This window comes from Cytobacillus solani (assembly GCF_001420595.1).
In the GTDB taxonomy this organism is placed as follows: domain Bacteria; phylum Bacillota; class Bacilli; order Bacillales; family Cytobacillaceae; genus Cytobacillus; species Cytobacillus solani.
In genome coordinates this window covers 2,989,453-3,006,389 of the sequence record NZ_LJIX01000006.1, presented here as the reverse complement: position 1 = coordinate 3,006,389, position 16,937 = coordinate 2,989,453, and the positions used below count along the sequence as shown (strand labels likewise).

Annotated in this window: 18 protein-coding genes; 12 read left to right on the top strand and 6 right to left on the bottom strand. The window is 36.6% G+C overall.

Annotated elements, in window-relative coordinates; genetic code table 11:
• Nucleotides 1-14 precede the first annotated feature (14 nt).
• Both glpK and AN957_RS16860 read left to right on the top strand, forming a co-directional pair.
• The gene (gene glpK, locus AN957_RS16865; protein ID WP_053476605.1) at nt 15-1,505 is read left to right on the top strand and encodes a glycerol kinase GlpK; all 1,491 of its coding nucleotides are present in this window, start codon (nt 15-17) and stop codon (nt 1,503-1,505) included.
• Nucleotides 1,506-1,735: 230 nt separating this feature from the next.
• Nucleotides 1,736-3,400, top strand: a complete 1,665-nt coding sequence (locus tag AN957_RS16860) for a glycerol-3-phosphate dehydrogenase/oxidase (protein ID WP_056685290.1) — start codon at nt 1,736-1,738, stop codon at nt 3,398-3,400.
• Nucleotides 3,401-3,580: 180 nt separating this feature from the next.
• Here AN957_RS16860 and AN957_RS16855 read toward each other — a convergent pair whose 3' ends face one another.
• From AN957_RS16855 to AN957_RS16845, 3 genes are all read right to left on the bottom strand, one after another.
• Complete coding sequence (locus AN957_RS16855) at nt 3,581-4,375, bottom strand: nucleotidyltransferase domain-containing protein (protein ID WP_053476603.1); 795 nt, start codon at nt 4,373-4,375, stop codon at nt 3,581-3,583.
• A 96-nt stretch (nt 4,376-4,471) separates the two neighbouring features.
• The gene (locus AN957_RS16850) at nt 4,472-4,732 is read right to left on the bottom strand and encodes a DUF3006 family protein (RefSeq protein WP_053476602.1); all 261 of its coding nucleotides are present in this window, start codon (nt 4,730-4,732) and stop codon (nt 4,472-4,474) included.
• 2 nt (nt 4,733-4,734) lie between these two features.
• Complete coding sequence (locus AN957_RS16845; protein ID WP_056685287.1) at nt 4,735-5,940, bottom strand: MBL fold metallo-hydrolase; 1,206 nt, start codon at nt 5,938-5,940, stop codon at nt 4,735-4,737.
• An 813-nt stretch (nt 5,941-6,753) separates the two neighbouring features.
• Between AN957_RS16845 and AN957_RS16840 the strand changes: the two genes are divergently transcribed.
• From AN957_RS16840 to AN957_RS16820, 4 genes are all read left to right on the top strand, one after another.
• Nucleotides 6,754-6,954 carry a cold-shock protein gene (locus AN957_RS16840; protein ID WP_053476600.1) on the top strand — a complete coding sequence of 67 codons (201 nt, stop codon included), beginning with the start codon at nt 6,754-6,756 and terminating at the stop codon, nt 6,952-6,954.
• Between the two features lie 327 nt (nt 6,955-7,281).
• Nucleotides 7,282-8,736, top strand: coding sequence for a degradosome RNA helicase CshA (gene cshA / locus AN957_RS16830; protein ID WP_053476598.1), 1,455 nt, complete (start codon nt 7,282-7,284; stop codon nt 8,734-8,736).
• Nucleotides 8,737-8,859: 123 nt separating this feature from the next.
• Complete coding sequence (locus AN957_RS16825) at nt 8,860-9,060, top strand: cold-shock protein (protein ID WP_053476597.1); 201 nt, start codon at nt 8,860-8,862, stop codon at nt 9,058-9,060.
• A gap of 129 nt (nt 9,061-9,189) precedes the next feature.
• Complete coding sequence (locus tag AN957_RS16820) at nt 9,190-9,597, top strand: hypothetical protein (RefSeq protein WP_053476596.1); 408 nt, start codon at nt 9,190-9,192, stop codon at nt 9,595-9,597.
• 46 nt (nt 9,598-9,643) lie between these two features.
• Here the strand turns inward: AN957_RS16820 and AN957_RS16815 are convergent, their stop codons facing one another.
• Nucleotides 9,644-9,931, bottom strand: a complete 288-nt coding sequence (locus AN957_RS16815; protein WP_053476595.1) for a DUF6509 family protein — start codon at nt 9,929-9,931, stop codon at nt 9,644-9,646.
• 587 nt (nt 9,932-10,518) lie between these two features.
• On the opposite strand from AN957_RS16815, the gene AN957_RS16810 reads away from it, so the two are divergent.
• Nucleotides 10,519-10,731 carry a cold-shock protein gene (locus AN957_RS16810; RefSeq protein ID WP_053476594.1) on the top strand — a complete coding sequence of 71 codons (213 nt, stop codon included), beginning with the start codon at nt 10,519-10,521 and terminating at the stop codon, nt 10,729-10,731.
• Nucleotides 10,732-10,800: 69 nt separating this feature from the next.
• On the opposite strand, the gene AN957_RS16805 is transcribed toward AN957_RS16810, so the two are convergent.
• Nucleotides 10,801-10,980 (bottom strand): H-type small acid-soluble spore protein, encoded by a 180-nt coding sequence (locus tag AN957_RS16805; protein WP_053476593.1) that lies wholly within the window; start codon nt 10,978-10,980, stop codon nt 10,801-10,803.
• 148 nt (nt 10,981-11,128) lie between these two features.
• Here AN957_RS16805 and AN957_RS16800 point away from each other — a divergent pair, with 148 nt between their 5' ends.
• On the top strand, nt 11,129-12,475 hold the full coding sequence (locus tag AN957_RS16800) for an amino acid permease (RefSeq protein ID WP_053476592.1): 1,347 nt from the start codon (nt 11,129-11,131) through the stop codon (nt 12,473-12,475).
• Nucleotides 12,476-12,516: 41 nt separating this feature from the next.
• Here the strand turns inward: AN957_RS16800 and AN957_RS16795 are convergent, their stop codons facing one another.
• A complete protein-coding gene (locus tag AN957_RS16795; RefSeq protein WP_053476591.1) occupies nt 12,517-13,146 on the bottom strand; it encodes a LysE family transporter in 630 nt (209 codons plus the stop codon).
• Nucleotides 13,147-13,332: 186 nt separating this feature from the next.
• Between AN957_RS16795 and AN957_RS16790 the strand changes: the two genes are divergently transcribed.
• From AN957_RS16790 to AN957_RS16775, 4 genes are all read left to right on the top strand, one after another.
• Nucleotides 13,333-14,007, top strand: coding sequence for a response regulator transcription factor (locus AN957_RS16790; RefSeq protein ID WP_053476590.1), 675 nt, complete (start codon nt 13,333-13,335; stop codon nt 14,005-14,007).
• Nucleotides 14,004-15,380 (top strand): sensor histidine kinase, encoded by a 1,377-nt coding sequence (locus AN957_RS16785; protein ID WP_056685284.1) that lies wholly within the window; start codon nt 14,004-14,006, stop codon nt 15,378-15,380. Before AN957_RS16790 ends, AN957_RS16785 begins: the two co-directional genes overlap by 4 nt.
• 107 nt (nt 15,381-15,487) lie before the next feature.
• Nucleotides 15,488-15,874, top strand: a complete 387-nt coding sequence (locus AN957_RS16780) for a hypothetical protein (RefSeq protein WP_056685281.1) — start codon at nt 15,488-15,490, stop codon at nt 15,872-15,874.
• Between the two features lie 122 nt (nt 15,875-15,996).
• Nucleotides 15,997-16,656 (top strand): TVP38/TMEM64 family protein, encoded by a 660-nt coding sequence (locus AN957_RS16775; protein WP_053476587.1) that lies wholly within the window; start codon nt 15,997-15,999, stop codon nt 16,654-16,656.
• Nucleotides 16,657-16,937 lie beyond the last annotated feature (281 nt).

The following is a 16,937-nucleotide window of genomic DNA, read 5'->3' as shown; positions in this document are numbered from 1 at the left end:
CGGGGGAAGGGAAAATGGAAAAATTTATATTATCACTGGATCAAGGGACAACGAGTTCAAGAGCGATTCTTTTTAATAATGATGGGGAGATTACGCATTCAGCTCAGAGGGAGTTCACGCAATATTTTCCAAAGCCCGGCTGGGTAGAGCATAATGCTAATGAGATCTGGGGTTCTATTCTTTCTGTTATTGCTGAAGTGCTTTCAGAATCAGGGGTCAAACCAGAGCAAATTGCGGGGATCGGGATTACAAACCAGCGCGAAACAACGGTTGTATGGGATAAAGAAACAGGGAAGCCAATCTACAACGCGATTGTTTGGCAATCAAGACAAACAAGTGATATATGTGAAGAATTGAAAGCGGCAGGATATAATGATACTTTCAGAGAAAAAACAGGCTTATTGATTGACGCTTATTTTTCTGGGACAAAGGTGAAGTGGATCTTAGATCATGTGGATGGGGCAAGAGAAAAAGCAGAGCAAGGGAAGTTATTGTTTGGTACAATCGATACTTGGCTCATTTGGAAGCTTTCCGGTGGTAAAGCCCATGTGACTGATTATTCAAATGCTTCACGAACATTAATGTTTAACATATATGAGTTAAAATGGGATGAAGAGTTGTTGAAAATTCTAGGTGTTCCAGCTTCCATGCTTCCTGAAGTACGGCCATCTTCAGAAATCTATGGGCATACAGTTGATTATCATTTCTTCGGCAAAGAAATTCCAATTGCAGGTGCGGCAGGAGATCAGCAGGCAGCCCTTTTCGGACAAGCATGCTTTGAAGAAGGAATGGCAAAAAATACTTATGGTACAGGCTGCTTCATGCTGATGAATACAGGTGAAAAGGCAGTGCGATCTGAAAATGGCTTACTAACTACGATTGCTTGGGGATTAAATGGGAAAGTGGAATATGCCTTAGAAGGTAGTATTTTTGTCGCTGGATCTGCCATTCAATGGCTGCGAGATGGAATGAGAATGCTTCATAATGCCAAAGACAGTGAGGGCTATGCGAAAAAGGTAGATTCAACGGATGGTGTTTATGTTGTTCCTGCTTTTGTTGGGCTCGGAACTCCTTACTGGGATAGTGAAGTAAGAGGGGCAGTATTTGGTTTAACAAGAGGTACATCTAAGGAGCATTTTATCCGTGCTACGTTAGAATCGCTTGCCTACCAAACGAAAGATGTACTGTCCGCTATGGAAGCAGATTCAGGAATTGAATTAAAGACTTTGCGTGTCGATGGCGGGGCAGTAAAAAATGACTTTCTCATGGAGTTTCAAAGTGATATCTTGAATGTGCCAGTTGAAAGACCGACAATTAACGAAACGACGGCTCTAGGCGCTGCCTATTTAGCAGGACTTGCAGTAGGCTATTGGAAAAATGAAGATGAGATTTCGAATCAATGGGCAATTGACAAATCCTTTGAACCAAGCATGGAAGAGGAAAGCCGCAAAAACTTATATAACGGCTGGAAGAAAGCTGTGAAGGCAGCGATGGCATTTAAATAAATGTTTTCAATGATTATAAAGTATGATATAATGAAGATAAGTTAATAGCTCGGCAGGAGAACCGGAGAGACCACAAAGTCATTATCGCTAGTCGATAATGTATTTTGTGGTCTCTTTTTTGTGTTCTTCTCCAGTGCCAAACCATGACCGCATGTGCATTTATTGTTGCGGGCTGTCATTAAAGGGAATAACTTATACTAATTACCTTTTAATAAAGGGAGGACAAAGAAATGAATTTCTCAAATCATAATCGAAGTGATATTATAAATAAACTTAAAAATGAAACGTTTGATGTGTTAGTGATTGGCGGGGGGATTACAGGTGCTGGGATCGCATTAGATGCATCAACTAGAGGGATGAATGTTGCGCTTGTAGAGATGCAGGATTTTGCAGCGGGAACGTCTAGCCGATCAACAAAGTTAGTTCATGGTGGACTTCGTTATTTAAAGCAATTTGAAGTGCAGATGGTTGCAGAGGTGGGAAAAGAACGTGCGATTGTTTATGAAAATGGTCCTCATGTAACAACTCCTGAGTGGATGCTGCTGCCAATGCATAAAGGGGGCACATTTGGTAAGTTTAGTACTTCTATTGGCTTAAGAGTATACGACTTTCTTGCAGGGGTTAAAAAGGCAGAACGCAGAACGATGCTTAATGTGCAGGGAACAATCAATAAAGAGCCTTTAGTTAAGAGAAATGGACTAAAGGGCGGTGGCTATTATGTGGAATACCGTACAGATGATGCCCGTTTAACAATCGAAGTGATGAAGGCTGCAGCGGATAAAGGTGCGATACCGTTAAATTATACGAAGGTTGACCAGTTGCTATATGAAAATGGAAAAGTAGTTGGTGTCCTTGTAGTTGATCAGCTTACTGGAGAAAAATATGAAATTAAAGCAGCGAAGATTGTCAATGCAGCTGGTCCATGGGTTGACACGATTCGTGAAAAGGATGGCTCGAAAAAAGGGAAGACATTAAAGCTGACAAAAGGGGTTCACTTAGTGATAGATCAATCTCGTTTCCCTTTAAAACAAGCTGTATATTTTGATACACCAGATAAAAGAATGGTCTTTGCCATTCCGAGAGAAGGTAAAGCATATGTAGGGACTACGGATACCTTTTATGGGGACGATCCAGTAAGCCCGCACATGACTTCTGAGGACCGTACGTATATTATTCAAGCAATTAATTATATGTTCCCAGAGGTGAAAATGACGGAGGCAGATGTTGAATCAAGCTGGGCAGGTGTTCGTCCGCTTATATGGGAAGAAGGAAAAGATCCTTCTGAAATATCTCGTAAGGATGAAATATGGGAGTCTGAAACGGGCCTGATCACTATTGCTGGAGGGAAATTAACTGGCTATCGAAAAATGGCGGAAACGATTGTTGATGTTCTTGCAAAGAAATTCACTGAAGAACAAAATAGAAATTTCCCAAGCTGTCAAACCAAGCATTTGCCAATCTCTGGTGGGGGAGTTGGCGGCTCAAGTAAATTTAAGGATTTTATTGCTGGACAAATTGAAACAGGCGTTGCTGCCGGCTTAACGAAAGAGGATGCGGCACATCTTGCGGCTATGTATGGTTCAAACGTTTCAGCTTTATTTAAAATGGTAGAAGATCAAGGCAAAAAAGAGGCTGAAAACTATCAATTGCCAGTAAAATTATGGGTTAAATTAAAATATGCTCTTGAAAATGAAATGGCAGCAACACCAATCGACTTTTTCAACCGCAGAACAGGTGCCATCTTGTTTGATATTGAAACGGTAAAAACCTACCAAGAGCAAGTAATTAATTATATGGCAGACTACTTTGAATGGAATCAGGATGTAAGATCAAAATTTGAAGCGGGGTTACACCAAGCACTAAAAGATGCTACAATTCCATCTGATTTGCAATAATATTTTTTGAGGGAAATGAATATTTAAGAAGAGTGAACCAGACCCAATCGTTTTCGATTAGGTCTGGTTTTTGTTGAAGAAATAATGACTGTAAACGTTGAAAAAGTGCAATGGCTGTAACCAAGTGGTACATATAGTGAACAGAAACAGCCCTCTACATCTTAGATTTTCTAAATCTGCTTAACCCCATACTTCCTCTAAAGTTTCTCTGAAAATCTCATTCAAATATTGAGTTGGATCTGTAATGTGTACGTTCAAACTCCTAGCATAATCCTCTAAATGGTTGATTTCTTTGTCTAAAAAAAGATTAATTAGATCAATTCTCGGTTCCAAATCCAACTCATCACCAGACATTTTTCTTTTCAATAAAATATCGATTTCGTTCCTAAGCGCGCCCGAAGGCAATAGATCCTCAACTAAGCTCTGAAACTCAATAGGTGGAAGAGTATTTTTCTTTTCGATCCATTTTGCTGCTAAGATTGGCCTAAGCACATAAAAATATTTTTTTATTTTTACATGTTCACCTTGTAGATACTCTCGATAATTGCCTTTTGCCATATTGAGGTAATGATATGTACAGGATGCTGGTGAAAACACCTTCTCTGCTAAGGTTTTTAATTTTTCCTTTGTTGAGAATGCCTCATAATAGTCGATGTTTGAATGTAACCATTCCAAAAGTGGCGGATTTGACTTTCTAAACAGTCTCAAGGCTTTCGTTAACTCCCAGCCACTTACATCTAAGAGTTCATCAATTGGAATGGAAATCGGGTCATTTTTGGGTATTTCAATCACATCTCGACCACGGTCAATGGAAAGATACCAATTTTTTTGATGAATATAAATAAACCGAACATCATAATCACTGTCCTTAGAAGGGAAGCCCCATGCACGACTGCCAGATTCACAGGCATAGAGTATTTTTATTTTGTGATCAATCTCTATTTGTTTTAATACTTCCTGAATATGTTTTTCCAACATTCATCCTCCATTTTTATAGACCTCTTTAATTATTTTCTCCAATAATTATAAACCTGCACCAAAATGAAGGAGAGGCAGGTATTATAACTCTACTTATTGTTTATATTTACTCCCTTTACTTTTTAGACGAATCTTTTCCATTAAGTCATTCGTATTCTGTTTTTCAGAAAAGGAGGTTTGATTGCTGTGCTGAATAGAAATTAGGTCTCTATCTTTAATCGTTAAATCAAACCACATACCTGGTTTGCTTCCAAATGGTAACTTCGCTTGTTTAATAACAAATTGTTCGTTTATTTCTTCGACAAGAATAACGGCAAGTTGTTGATCTTCTATTCGATCGAAATAACCTTTCATCTTCATCCTCCCACACAGGCTATGCCCTCTGATTGAATCTCTTTTATTCTTGCAGGACCAATTCCTTTTATTCTTGATAAATCTTCAACAGATTCGTAAGGTCTTAGTTTGATTAAGTCATCGGCTCGCTCAGGTCCAATATGAATAATTTTTTCTACTTGTTCTTGTGATGCATGGTTTATATCAATACAGCTATTATTTGGTTGTTTTTGTTTTATTACAGGAGGCTGTTCATCAGGACTTTTCATAGTCTCTGTTTTTTTTTGAGCAGATGGGATAATTTTACCTTCATGCTCCGCTTTTATTGAATATGAACTGCCATCAGTTGTAACAATAATCGTCCCATGCACATTTGTCCCGTATAAATCGATGCCAGATTTCTGAATTAAGCTAACGACTTCTTGATGCGGATGCCCATAGGAGTTATCAACTCCTGCACTATATATTGCTGCTTGCGGTTTCACAGCCTGTAAAAATTCCTTGCTAGTTGAGGTAGAAGATCCATGATGCCCAAGCTGTAAAATATCAGCTTCTACATTTATTCCACTAGCAATCATTTCTAATTCGTTTTCTGCTGCAGCATCTCCTGTGAAGACAAAGCGGACATCTCCATAGGTTAGTTTTAATGATATGGATTCCTCATTTGTTTTTCCAGTTAGCTCTTTTGGATATAGCACATCTATTTTCAATGGCCCAACTTCATAATGATCACCCATTCTAGGCTCTTCATACTCAGCTCCAGTTTCATCAATTGCTTCTAAAACCCTTTGGAAGGTCTGAGAACTACTTGGATTACCAGAAAGCCATACTTCACCAACGGTAAATTGAGTAATTACCTTATCTAATTGACCAATATGGTCGGCATCAGGGTGTGTCCCGATCGCGATATCAATATCTGTAATATTTTGCGAGTGTAAGTATTGTATGACATCATTCGCATTAAAATCCCCAGCATCAATGAGGATGGCGTGGTTTTTGCCACCATCGGTAAATTGAAGGAAGGTTGAATCCGCTTGTCCTACATTTATATAATGGACGGTCAATTCATTTTCCAGTTTGTTTTGTCCAACTTCTTCTGAAATCGTTTTTGTTGCTTGTGAATGTTCTTCTAGTCCCTTGTCATTAATGAATGTGGGATTTGTTGCACATCCTCCTAATATAATGAATACTAGGAAAAAAATAAGGAATTTGCGAATATTTATTAACATAACTTTCCCCCTCATTCTTATATTAACACAAGGATTAGATAGGGAAGGGTGCATCAATTCAGGCAAATAATTGGAAAATGTAATATTTATTTATTAAAGGTTGACATCAATTGCTATTTTTGTTATATTAATTATCGATGTATTTGGGATGTAGAGGTAAGTCGTGAGTTCAGACAAAATGTCACAGTTGGAGACGTCTCATTTTGTAGAGAATACGACTTTTTATTTTTTATCGATAAGTTAAATTATGCTCTTTTTGATTAAAGTTGCGCAATAGGTTTGGAATTAAGAATAATTTTGTGGACAACAGATTATGTTGAATTTCTTCTTAAATCATCCTCTGACAAACAGAGAGGACCTCGCTTTTTACACTTCAGTTTTTACACATAACTTGAAAATCACGAGAGAGTGAACATTTCCCTTATAATTTTTGTAATACCTGATTCCCGCTGGCACGGCCTAGGAGCCGTAAGGATGGAAGAGAGGAAGGGCTTTCATTGTTTTAGGTTTAAGAATTTGCGAAACGTCTTTGCGAACATTACTTTGACGCTTACGCTAGACTAGAAAATGAAATCTCGAATATATCGAATGGAATGACTCGATGTCATGAAATAAAAAAGGTTTGACAAATGAGGGGTATGCCCTTATGATTAGGGTAACGCTAAAGTTCGTTATATATTTTATGGATAAGTGGTCGTAGCTGCAATGAAATGTAGGCGATTTTTATTCCCCCATTTCATTGTACTACGACTTTATTATGTTTAAGTTTATATAATAAAGACTTATAGTGAACACATTTTTGGAGGTAATCTCATGAACACAGGTAAAGTAAAATGGTTTAACGCAGAAAAAGGTTTCGGATTCATCGAATCTTCAGAAGGTCAAGATGTATTCGTACATTTCTCAGCTATCCAATCTGAAGGCTTCAAAACTTTAGAAGAAGGTCAAGCTGTAACTTTCGAAATCGTTGAAGGTAACCGTGGACCACAAGCTGCTAACGTAGAAAAAGCATAATCATTGAAAAATGAGGTGATGCATGTCAGTCATGCATCACTTTTTTACGTTTAAAAAATATGATGCTTACACATTTGTTCGAGTTCTCCACTTTGTATTCTTCATTTATTCCTCAAAAGAGAATCCAATCACTGTTTGCTTTTTCGGAATTGTAATTTCACTTTTTCCTCGGGAGCGATTTGGAAAAAAGGCTCTAATGAATGTTGTTTAAATGGAAAAATAAATAAAGCACATGTAAAAAAGATGCAAACTGGAAAACCTATTAACGTAACTATTGATTTTAGAAAAAACCTTGAAATAGATAAGAAATAAGGAGGAACAACTACTTTGACAACTTTTTCAGATTTTGGTCTTAGTAATGAATTAGAAAAAGCATTATCGAATATGGGATTTGAGGAGCCAACTCCGATTCAGGCACAGGCGATTCCAATTGGCCTGCAAGGGAAAGATATGATTGGACAGGCACAAACAGGAACAGGGAAAACAACTGCATTTGGTGTTCCGTTGTTAGAGCAAGTTAGCAAAGAAGAAGGCGTTCAAGGACTGGTACTTGCGCCAACGCGTGAACTTGCAGTCCAGGTTGCGGAAGAATTAAATCGTATTGGCCAAGTAAAGGGAATTAAAACCTTGCCAATTTATGGTGGGCAGGATATTAACCGTCAAATTCGCGGATTGAAAAATAGACCGCAAATTATTGCTGCAACACCTGGAAGATTAATTGACCATATTGAAAGAAAAACAATTCGTCTTGCCGACTTAAAAATGGTTGTTTTAGATGAAGCGGATGAAATGCTCAATATGGGCTTTATTGAGGATATTGAAAGAATTCTTGGTGAGATTAAAGGGGAACGCCAAACAATGCTTTTCTCTGCAACCATGCCAAAAAGAATTCAATCACTTGCAGAAAAATTCATGCAAGAACCTGAATTAGTAAAAATCAAAGCAAAAGAAATGACTGTAACAAATATTGAACAGCATTATATGGAAGTACATGAAAAACAAAAATTTGATGTGCTTTGCAGCCTCTTAGATATTCAATCACCTGAGCTTGCGATTGTATTTGGCCGGACAAAAAGACGTGTAGATGAAGTGGTTGAAGGCTTAATCAAGCGCGGATACTCGGCAGAAGGAATTCATGGTGATATTCCGCAATCAAAGCGTGATCAAGTGATCCGCCGTTTTAAAGAGCAAACAATTGATATTATGGTCGCAACGGATGTAGCAGCAAGGGGTCTAGACATTAGCGGGGTTTCTCATGTATACAATTTTGATATTCCTCAGGATCCTGAAAGTTATGTCCACCGGATTGGAAGAACTGGACGTGCTGGAAAGAAAGGGCTTGCAGTTACATTTGTATCACCAAGAGAAATTGATCATTTGAAAATTATCGAAAATGTAACAAAAAGCAAGATGGCGAAAATGCCAGTTCCATCTATTAAGGATGTGCTAATTGGAAATCAGCAGGCAACGATTAATCGCTTAATGACAGTAATTGAAAATAATGATCATGCGGATTATAAGAGGATTGCTGAGTCATTGCTTGATGATACAGATTCTGTTTCATTACTAGCAGCTGCGTTAAAATTGTTAACGAAAGATCCTGATGTCACTCCGGTTAAATTAACGGCTGTTGAACCAATTCGCGTAAGAAAGCCTAGAGGCGATCGTGGCGGAGATAGAAAACGTTATAATGACCGTGGCAGAGATCGTGGAAGAACTGCTGGCGGTGGCGGCGGCAGAGACAGAAGAGATAGAAGCAGAAATAGAACAAGAAGCAAATAAAACTTCTGTTTTCTATTCATTTTCATCTATTTAAATGGATAAGATCCGAAATAAATAGCTATACTAATTGATGCAGGATAACTATCGTGTTCTGTTAGCGTTAATATTTAGGAGGATTTGAAAATGGCAACAGGTAAAGTAAAATGGTTTAATTCGGAAAAAGGCTTTGGATTCATTGAAGTTGAAGGTGGAGAAGATGTATTTGTACACTTTTCCGCGATACAAAGTGAAGGCTTTAAAACACTTGATGAAGGCCAAGAGGTTCATTTTGACATAGAAGAAGGCCAACGTGGCCCTCAAGCTGTTAATGTAACGAAAGCATAAACCTTAAACCATAAACAAAAAAGAGCCCGCTTAGGGTTCTTTTTTATTTGGATTCATCTATGAGATGTAGGTAATAATATGAATGCTTCAATATTTGTGTTAGATTAGTAAAGAAAAGGGGGAAAGACCATGAAAGAATTTACAGTTCAATTTCATAAAGAAGATCAAGTGGATGCAATGAAGGTGCAAAAGTTAAGTGAAGAGGATTTTGAAAGGCTAACCGAAGGCGGGACAAGACATTTATTTGAGTTAGATACGAATATCGGATTTTTTATTTACTTTGATGCAGTTGATGCGAATGGGAACGAATCTTATATGGTTCTTCAATATGAAGAAGAAAATGAAGACCCAAGTGCTTGCTATGCATTTGAACTGAAAGATTTCTACCAATTTGCGGCTTTGCATTTAAATGATCTTGAGTTTAATGAGGAGTATGAGGATGAAGAGGAAGATGCTGAGGAAGCGTATAGTCCGATTCATCATCTAGCACACCTTATGTACCACATTGCAGAAGATGGAAAGAATATCGAAGTTTAAATGAGGAATTTTCAAGATGAAAAAAGAGCAGGAAATCCTGCTCTTTTTATTCTTCTGCATCTGACAGATGTTCATAGCAAAATTTTGTAACGATTTGTTCTTCTTCCTCATCAAGTGCAAATTCTAATATTTTTTCGGAAGCAAGAAAATGATAGTTCAATATTCGACAATCTTCGTCATTCTTATAAAAAAGCACTCGAAGCTGTATACCATTTTCTGAAAACAATTCATCTTCTTCATCTACTTCGATATCTAAAAAGAATTCAAAACGCTCTCCTATCAAAATGCCAGTTGGATCATTTAATTGTTCAACGGAGTAGCCTGTGATCTTCATAGGTTTCACCCTTCCTTTTAAAGCGTAAACAGAACTTAACTAAAACATTATACACCTTTCCCATAAGGATAGGATAGTATTACATATAATTTGAAAAAGGTTTTCACTTTTTGATATATTATTGTGGCATGGAGGAATATTTGTCCTATTTGCACAATATAATAAAGTATCTGAAATAAGATTTTGACGATGTAGGGAATTTATGTTATACTAATAAATGAACTGAACATTGAAAATAAGTTGCCCATAATTCACTTGTTATTTAGAGTTGATATTTTTATGTCCCTTTATTTAACAAGTGTTTTTATTTTTTTTGCGAATAAAAGTCAAGGTTTTGTCCAGCTACAGCGCCTACCCTGACGTACAGGACGTACTAGTGTCGATAAAGCGGCAAGACAAGGAAAGCATTGTCAGCGATACATCGCACGACTAAATGTGAAGCTTATAGATGGACGTCGCGGCATTGTCGGCCTTGAGATCAAAAGCTAATCAACCCAAAATGGTAAAGAACACCATTCCGGGAGGCTTGTCTCCTGCTTGTCGCGGGTGAAAAGGCGCTTGCGCATTTCTAATAGGAGGTGCCTAATATGGCAATGGGTTTTGGGAGAAAAAACACTGAAGAAGTAAAATTGGAAGAAGTAAAGGTGTGGGAATGTACTTCAGAGAAGTGCAATTGCTGGATAAGAGACAATTTTAAAAGCAGCCAGACACCAGCATGTCCAATCTGCAAGAGTGAGATGAGAGAAACAACGAAAGAATTGCAGGTTGTCAATAATAATAGCATTTATGCGAATAGCTGATATACAAAAAGTTAAGAAATAGAAATTACAATGCCACCCACATTTAATAAAAGGGGTGGCATTTACTTTTTATCCTTCTTTTAATTCTGTAATATCAACTTCAGATCGTTCCTCAAGTGGTCCCCGTAAATGTACGGTAGCTGTTTTTCCATCTTCATTTAACTGGTCAATCCAGACGGAAGCACCATTATATGTTACTTCTATTTCTGCAGACGAAGATAGGATTTGTTTGACTCGTCTTATATCCACTGATATCACTCCTCATCAATTATCATTATATTTTTTGTTAGATCCCACGTTTTATACGTAAAAAACATTTCTTCGCCATTTAGCAAATATGGCACATAAACTTATGTCCTTCGTTCAATAATAATTTGGATTGAATGGAGGGAAAATGATGGAGATACCAGTGCGTTCTGGCGGACAAGGAGATAAGAAAAACGACAAAAAATTATCATGGTGGCAGCTTTCATTAATAGGGGTTGGCTGCATTATCGGGACAGGTTATTTTCTCGGATCAGGTATTGGAATTAAAATGACAGGTCCTTCGATTTTGATCTCCTTTATTCTCGCTGGTTTAGGTACTTATATTGTCGCTGATGCCCTTGGGAAGATGTCTGCACAGGATCCACAAGAGGGATCATTTCGCTCTTATGCAAAAAAGGCTTATGGTCCTTGGGCGGGTTTTAGCAGCGGGTGGGTATATTGGTTTTCAGAAATGCTTATTACTGGAAGCCAGTTAACAGCTCTTTCAATTCTTTCGCGGTTCTGGTTTTCAAATGTTCCTCTGTGGATTTTTGCTTCAGGGTATGCCGTTCTAGGTATAATCGTAGTCATTATTGGAACAAAGGGATTTGAACGTGCACAAAATGTGTTTGCAGTTATCAAGATTGCTGCCATTTTGATGTTTATTATTTTAGCAATTTCTGTTTTATTTGGTTTGTTCGGTGGAAGCAGTAGGGATTTTACGATTCCAAATGAAATGAATGAATTTATGCCAAAAGGTGTAAAAGGTTTATGGTCTTCACTCATCTATGGGTTTTACGCATTTGGCGGAATAGAAATTATGGGCATAATGGCACCGAGATTAAAAAATAAAGAAGATGCACGAAAATCTGGAACGATTATGTTAATGATCTTAATGACTATCTATTTAATCTCCCTTGCGTTGGCAACTGGGCTAGTAGCAGTGAATAAATTTAATACGAAAGAAAGTCCATTTGTCATTGCTCTAGATAAATATAATTTAGACTTTTTTCCTCATGTCTTTAATGGCGGGATAATTATTGCTGGATTTTCAACGATGGCAGCATCTTTATTTGCTGTGACAAGCATGCTTGTCACATTATCAGAGGACGGGGATGCACCGAAAATCTTTTCGAAAAAAGGAAAGTTGAAGGTACCGCCTCTTGCATTAAGTTTAACAATCTGCGGGCTTATTACATCGATTGTTCTTTCGCTCGTTATGCCAGATAGTATTTATGAATATATTACGACTGCCGCAGGATTAATGCTTCTATATAATTGGTTCTTTATTCTTGTTTCATTTCCAAGACTAATTAAGGCAACCGGGTTCGATCACTTTAAAAGGTTTGCCGGGATGGCCCTTATTTTAACAGCGGTTAGTGGGACATTATTACACAAGTCAAGCAGACCAGGTTTTTTCGTCAGTATATTAATTGTCGGTCTCGTTCTAATTGTCCTTACTATTATGCATTTTATAAAAAAAAAGAAAGCAAGCTAAAAAGTGAAGAACTCCACTTTTTCGAAAATGGAGTTCTTTATCTAGATAGGAAATATTAGAATTAGAGCTTGATATCCAAAGTAAAAGCCAAATCCAATCAAAGACAGTCCAGATAACATGGAAATCGCTGTAAGAACCTTCATGGATAAAAATCTCCTGAAACTGCTGGAAACACCTGCCATCGTGATATCCCACAGCAATAATCCGATAATGATAGCGAGACTGTAGATGGCTACTTGTGTTTGGTTATACTTAGTAGCTGTTTCTGCCAGAACTGAACCATAGATGCCGAGCCAGAAAAGGATAGTTAGCGGGTTTGATATCGACATGAAAAATCCTGAGAAAAAAGACTTTATGGCTGATTCCTCGTTATTCCTAGTACTAGAAACGATTTTGCCTGCACTGATTAAACTTTCTATCCCTGTGTAAACGAGAACAAAAAAGCCAAATGACCACAGGAATGCCTTCATAAATGGGATTTCTAGAAAGTGAACGATACCAAGAAAAACGGCCAACATATAAATAATGTCTGCAATCATAGCGCCTAGGCCAACTAGCCAAGCGTGGAAAAATCCGCTTTTAATCCCCTTATCCAATTGTGCTGCATTCACTGGTCCGATAGGTGCGGCGAGGGATAGTCCAAGAAAGATATAGCCAATAAAAATACTCATAAGTACCTCTCCTTATATTGCTGTTTCGTTCTTACCTATTTTATTCATAGTGGAAGGCTTGTACGACAATAATTTCTACCATAGCAGCTAATAATGAAGCGTAGTTGCATTGAAGAGTGAATTCCTAATGGAGTAAAGTGAATATTTTCTTTAAAATAGAAGAGATGATTAGAAGAGGGTGAGAAAATGCAATCGGTGCTAGTAACTGATGATGATCAGCATGTGCGTTATTTAGTGAAGGAGCTTTTAATGAGAGAAGGATTTAAGGTTATTGAGGCTAGCAATGGGGAAGAGGCTTTAGAATTACTCCAGCAGCATGCATGTGTTATAGCCGTTGTCGATATTATGATGCCTTATATGGATGGTTACACTTTAACAGAAGAAATAAGAAGAATTTATGATATTCCTATTGTTTTACTGACTGCAAAAAGTCAAATTGAAGATAAGGAAAAAGGATATTCATCTGGTACAGACGATTATTTAGTTAAACCGTTTGAACCAAAAGAACTCTTATTTAGAGTGAATGCTTTACTAAGAAGATACGGAAAAGCAGGTGAATCAAATATAAAAATCGGTTCCATCCTTATTAATAAAAAAAGCTATGAGATTGATTGGAACGGCAAAACATTCATTCTGCCATTAAAGGAGTTTGAACTTTTGTATTATTTAGCATCACGTCCAAATCAAGTGTTTAGCAGGGGCCAATTGATTGAACAAGTGTGGGGAATGGATTATGTGGGGGACGAAAGGACAGTCGATGTACATATTAAACGTTTAAGAGAGCGTTTTTCGAAAGCATTCGATGATTTTTCAATAAAAACGATAAGAGGCATTGGCTATTCTCTTGAGGTTCATAAATGAAGTCACTTTACTCAAAATTTGCTGTCACAACGATTTTAATTATGTTTTTTAGTGGAATTCTTTCATTTTTGTTTACTAATATGTATTATCAAAACCATTTAAAAAAGCAAAATGACCTCAAAATGGTAAAAATAGCAGCTGAAATTTCAGGCTTTCTTCATTCACATGAACAGATAAATTTGAATGAATACCTAGAACATCTTGGATCAATTGGCTATCAGTTGTACCTAACCGATGGTCAAGGAATGAACGAGTTTTATGGTGCAGAATTCAGAGAACGTGAACTATCGAAAAATGCTGTAAACAAAGTGTTAAATGGCAAAACCTATCATGGGATCATTCATTTCCCACATAAAACTTTTGTGACTGGTTTTTTTGCAAATGAATTAAAAAATACAGTAGGAGTCCCGATAGAATATGAAAATAAAACCTATGGGCTCTTTCTCCGTCCTGATATTAAACTATTATTTAACGAAATGCATTTTATGTTTGGCTGGCTTGTAGCTGGTATGATACTAATTAGCATGATTTTCGTATTAATTAGTACAAAATTTCTAGTGAATCCAATCAGTAAACTGAACAAAGCTACAAAATTAATAGCAGAAGGGGATTTTGGGATTCAGCTTTCTATTCATCAGAAAGATGAAATTGGTGCCCTTGCAGCAAGCTTTAAAAAGATGGCAAGCAAGCTTGAAAATGTAAATGAAATGCGTAAAGAATTTATTTCAAATATTTCACATGATATTCAATCTCCTTTATCAAATATAAAGGGATATATAAAGCTATTGAAATCAAGGAAATTAGATAATGAGGAGAAGCATTATCTCGAAGTAGTCGAATCTGAAGTAACTCGTTTATCCAATTTGACAAAGCAGCTTTTATTATTATCCTCCATCGATAGTAAAAAGGATTTAATGGATGTAAAGCGTTTTGATGTAAGTGAGCAAATCAAAACCGTCATTAGGCAGTTCCAATGGAATTTAAGTGAGAAAGAAGTAATGATGAGTTATACTTTGCCGGAAACCTATGTCTCTGGCGACCCATCTTTGCTTTACTCAGTCTGGGAAAATTTATTAACGAATGCAATAAAATATAATGTCGACAATGGAGAGATTGACATTTCTCTCACGGAAAGCGATTCGTGCTTTGTGATTACATTTAGGGATACTGGTATTGGAATGGATGAAGGAGAGGTAAAGCGCATTTATGATCGGTTTTATAGGGTTGATTCTTCTAGAACGCGTGCTGTTGAAGGAACTGGACTGGGCTTAGCCATTGTTTATTCAATCATTGAGATGCACCACGGTGAAATAAAAGTAGAGAGTAAAAAAGAAAGAGGGACTGCGTTTACTATTTATTTACCAAAAAGTTAAGGGAAAACAAAAAGAATTGTAATGTTACATTCATCATCTGTTCATATTCATTATATAAATTAACATTATGGAGATAGTGATAATTTATATTAAGGGAGAATCGTTTGATGAACAATAATTACAGTTTGTTATTGCTAAGATTATCAGCTTTGTTTGCATTAATTGGTGCATTCTTAGGTTCACATATGGCAGGCTCAGGCAGTTATGCCTTTAGACCAATTCATGCGCATATTTTAGTTGTTGGCTGGTTAACAATATTTGCGTGGGCCGTTTATTATAAAATATTTACACCCAAAATAGGACTGCTAGCAAAGCTTCATGTATACTCAGCTATTGTAGGTTCAATAGGGTTAACTGGGGGAATGACTATATTTATATTTAAACCTGCGTTCCTCCCTCCTATGATGAATACAATCCTAAATATCACTGGCGGCTCTGTATTATTACTAAGCTTTTTATTCTTTTTTTTATTAACCTTTACTAAAGAAAAATAAGGTAGAAAAGTACTTGGATGACCAAGTGCTTTTTTATCTTTTTTTCACATCGGTTTCATCCAAATTTGATATGATGATAGTAAGACATTTTAGAATTATTTGGGGGTGGCGTTATAAAATCTTTGTATAAAATAATCATTCTATTGACAGTGCTTATCGTCGCCATTTATTTCTTGTTTCATTCAAACTTATACCACGTGTTAAAATCTGGCGAAATTGAAACAATAACAACCTTTCTCGGTGAAAATTTATATTATACACTGGGCATCACCTTTATTATCATGATCATTCAAAATTCATTTACCATTATTCCGCTTATCCTAGTTATTTCTTTAAATATTGCTTTGTATGGTTTGTATTATGGCTTTTTATGGAGCTGGATAACGAGCATAATTTCAAGCATTTTCGTTTTTCTTGGCATTCGGTTCGGTTTTCAGGATTGGATATTGAAAAAATTAAAACCAGAACTAGTAAATTTAGGAGAAAAGCATGGGTTTTTATATGTTCTTCAAGCAAGAGTCATTCCCTTTATTCCGACGAGCATTATTAATATTACTGCAGGATTAAGCCCCATTCGATTGAAGGAATTCATTACAGCTACTTCTATCGGTAATTTTATCTATTTTATCATTTTATCCCTTATTCCAGCGGGATTATTTTCAGGGAAAATAAACGAATATGTATTAGGAATTCTAGCATTCTTCTTCATATTACTTTTTTATTTAATTAAGAAATTCTATCACAAAAATAATAGGAATACAGCAGGAGAAAAGCAAGAATAAGCTTCACAAGTGCATATAATCCAAAGGTCATGAATAATATTTCTGTCAGTTTTTATTCAGAAAAACAGAAGATGAGACTGACAGATGTTTCAAAAAATTGAAAACTACTTGCATAAAGTTTTCCGACTATTTATAATAATCTTAACAGACGGAGTTTTACAAAATTGTTACAAAACTTAATCCTTTGCGACTATTTATTTACATTCGTGCTTAAAGCTAGTAATCTTCGGGACTAAACTACTAGTGAATAATTAAAATACATAAGGCATATGGTCGCGTAT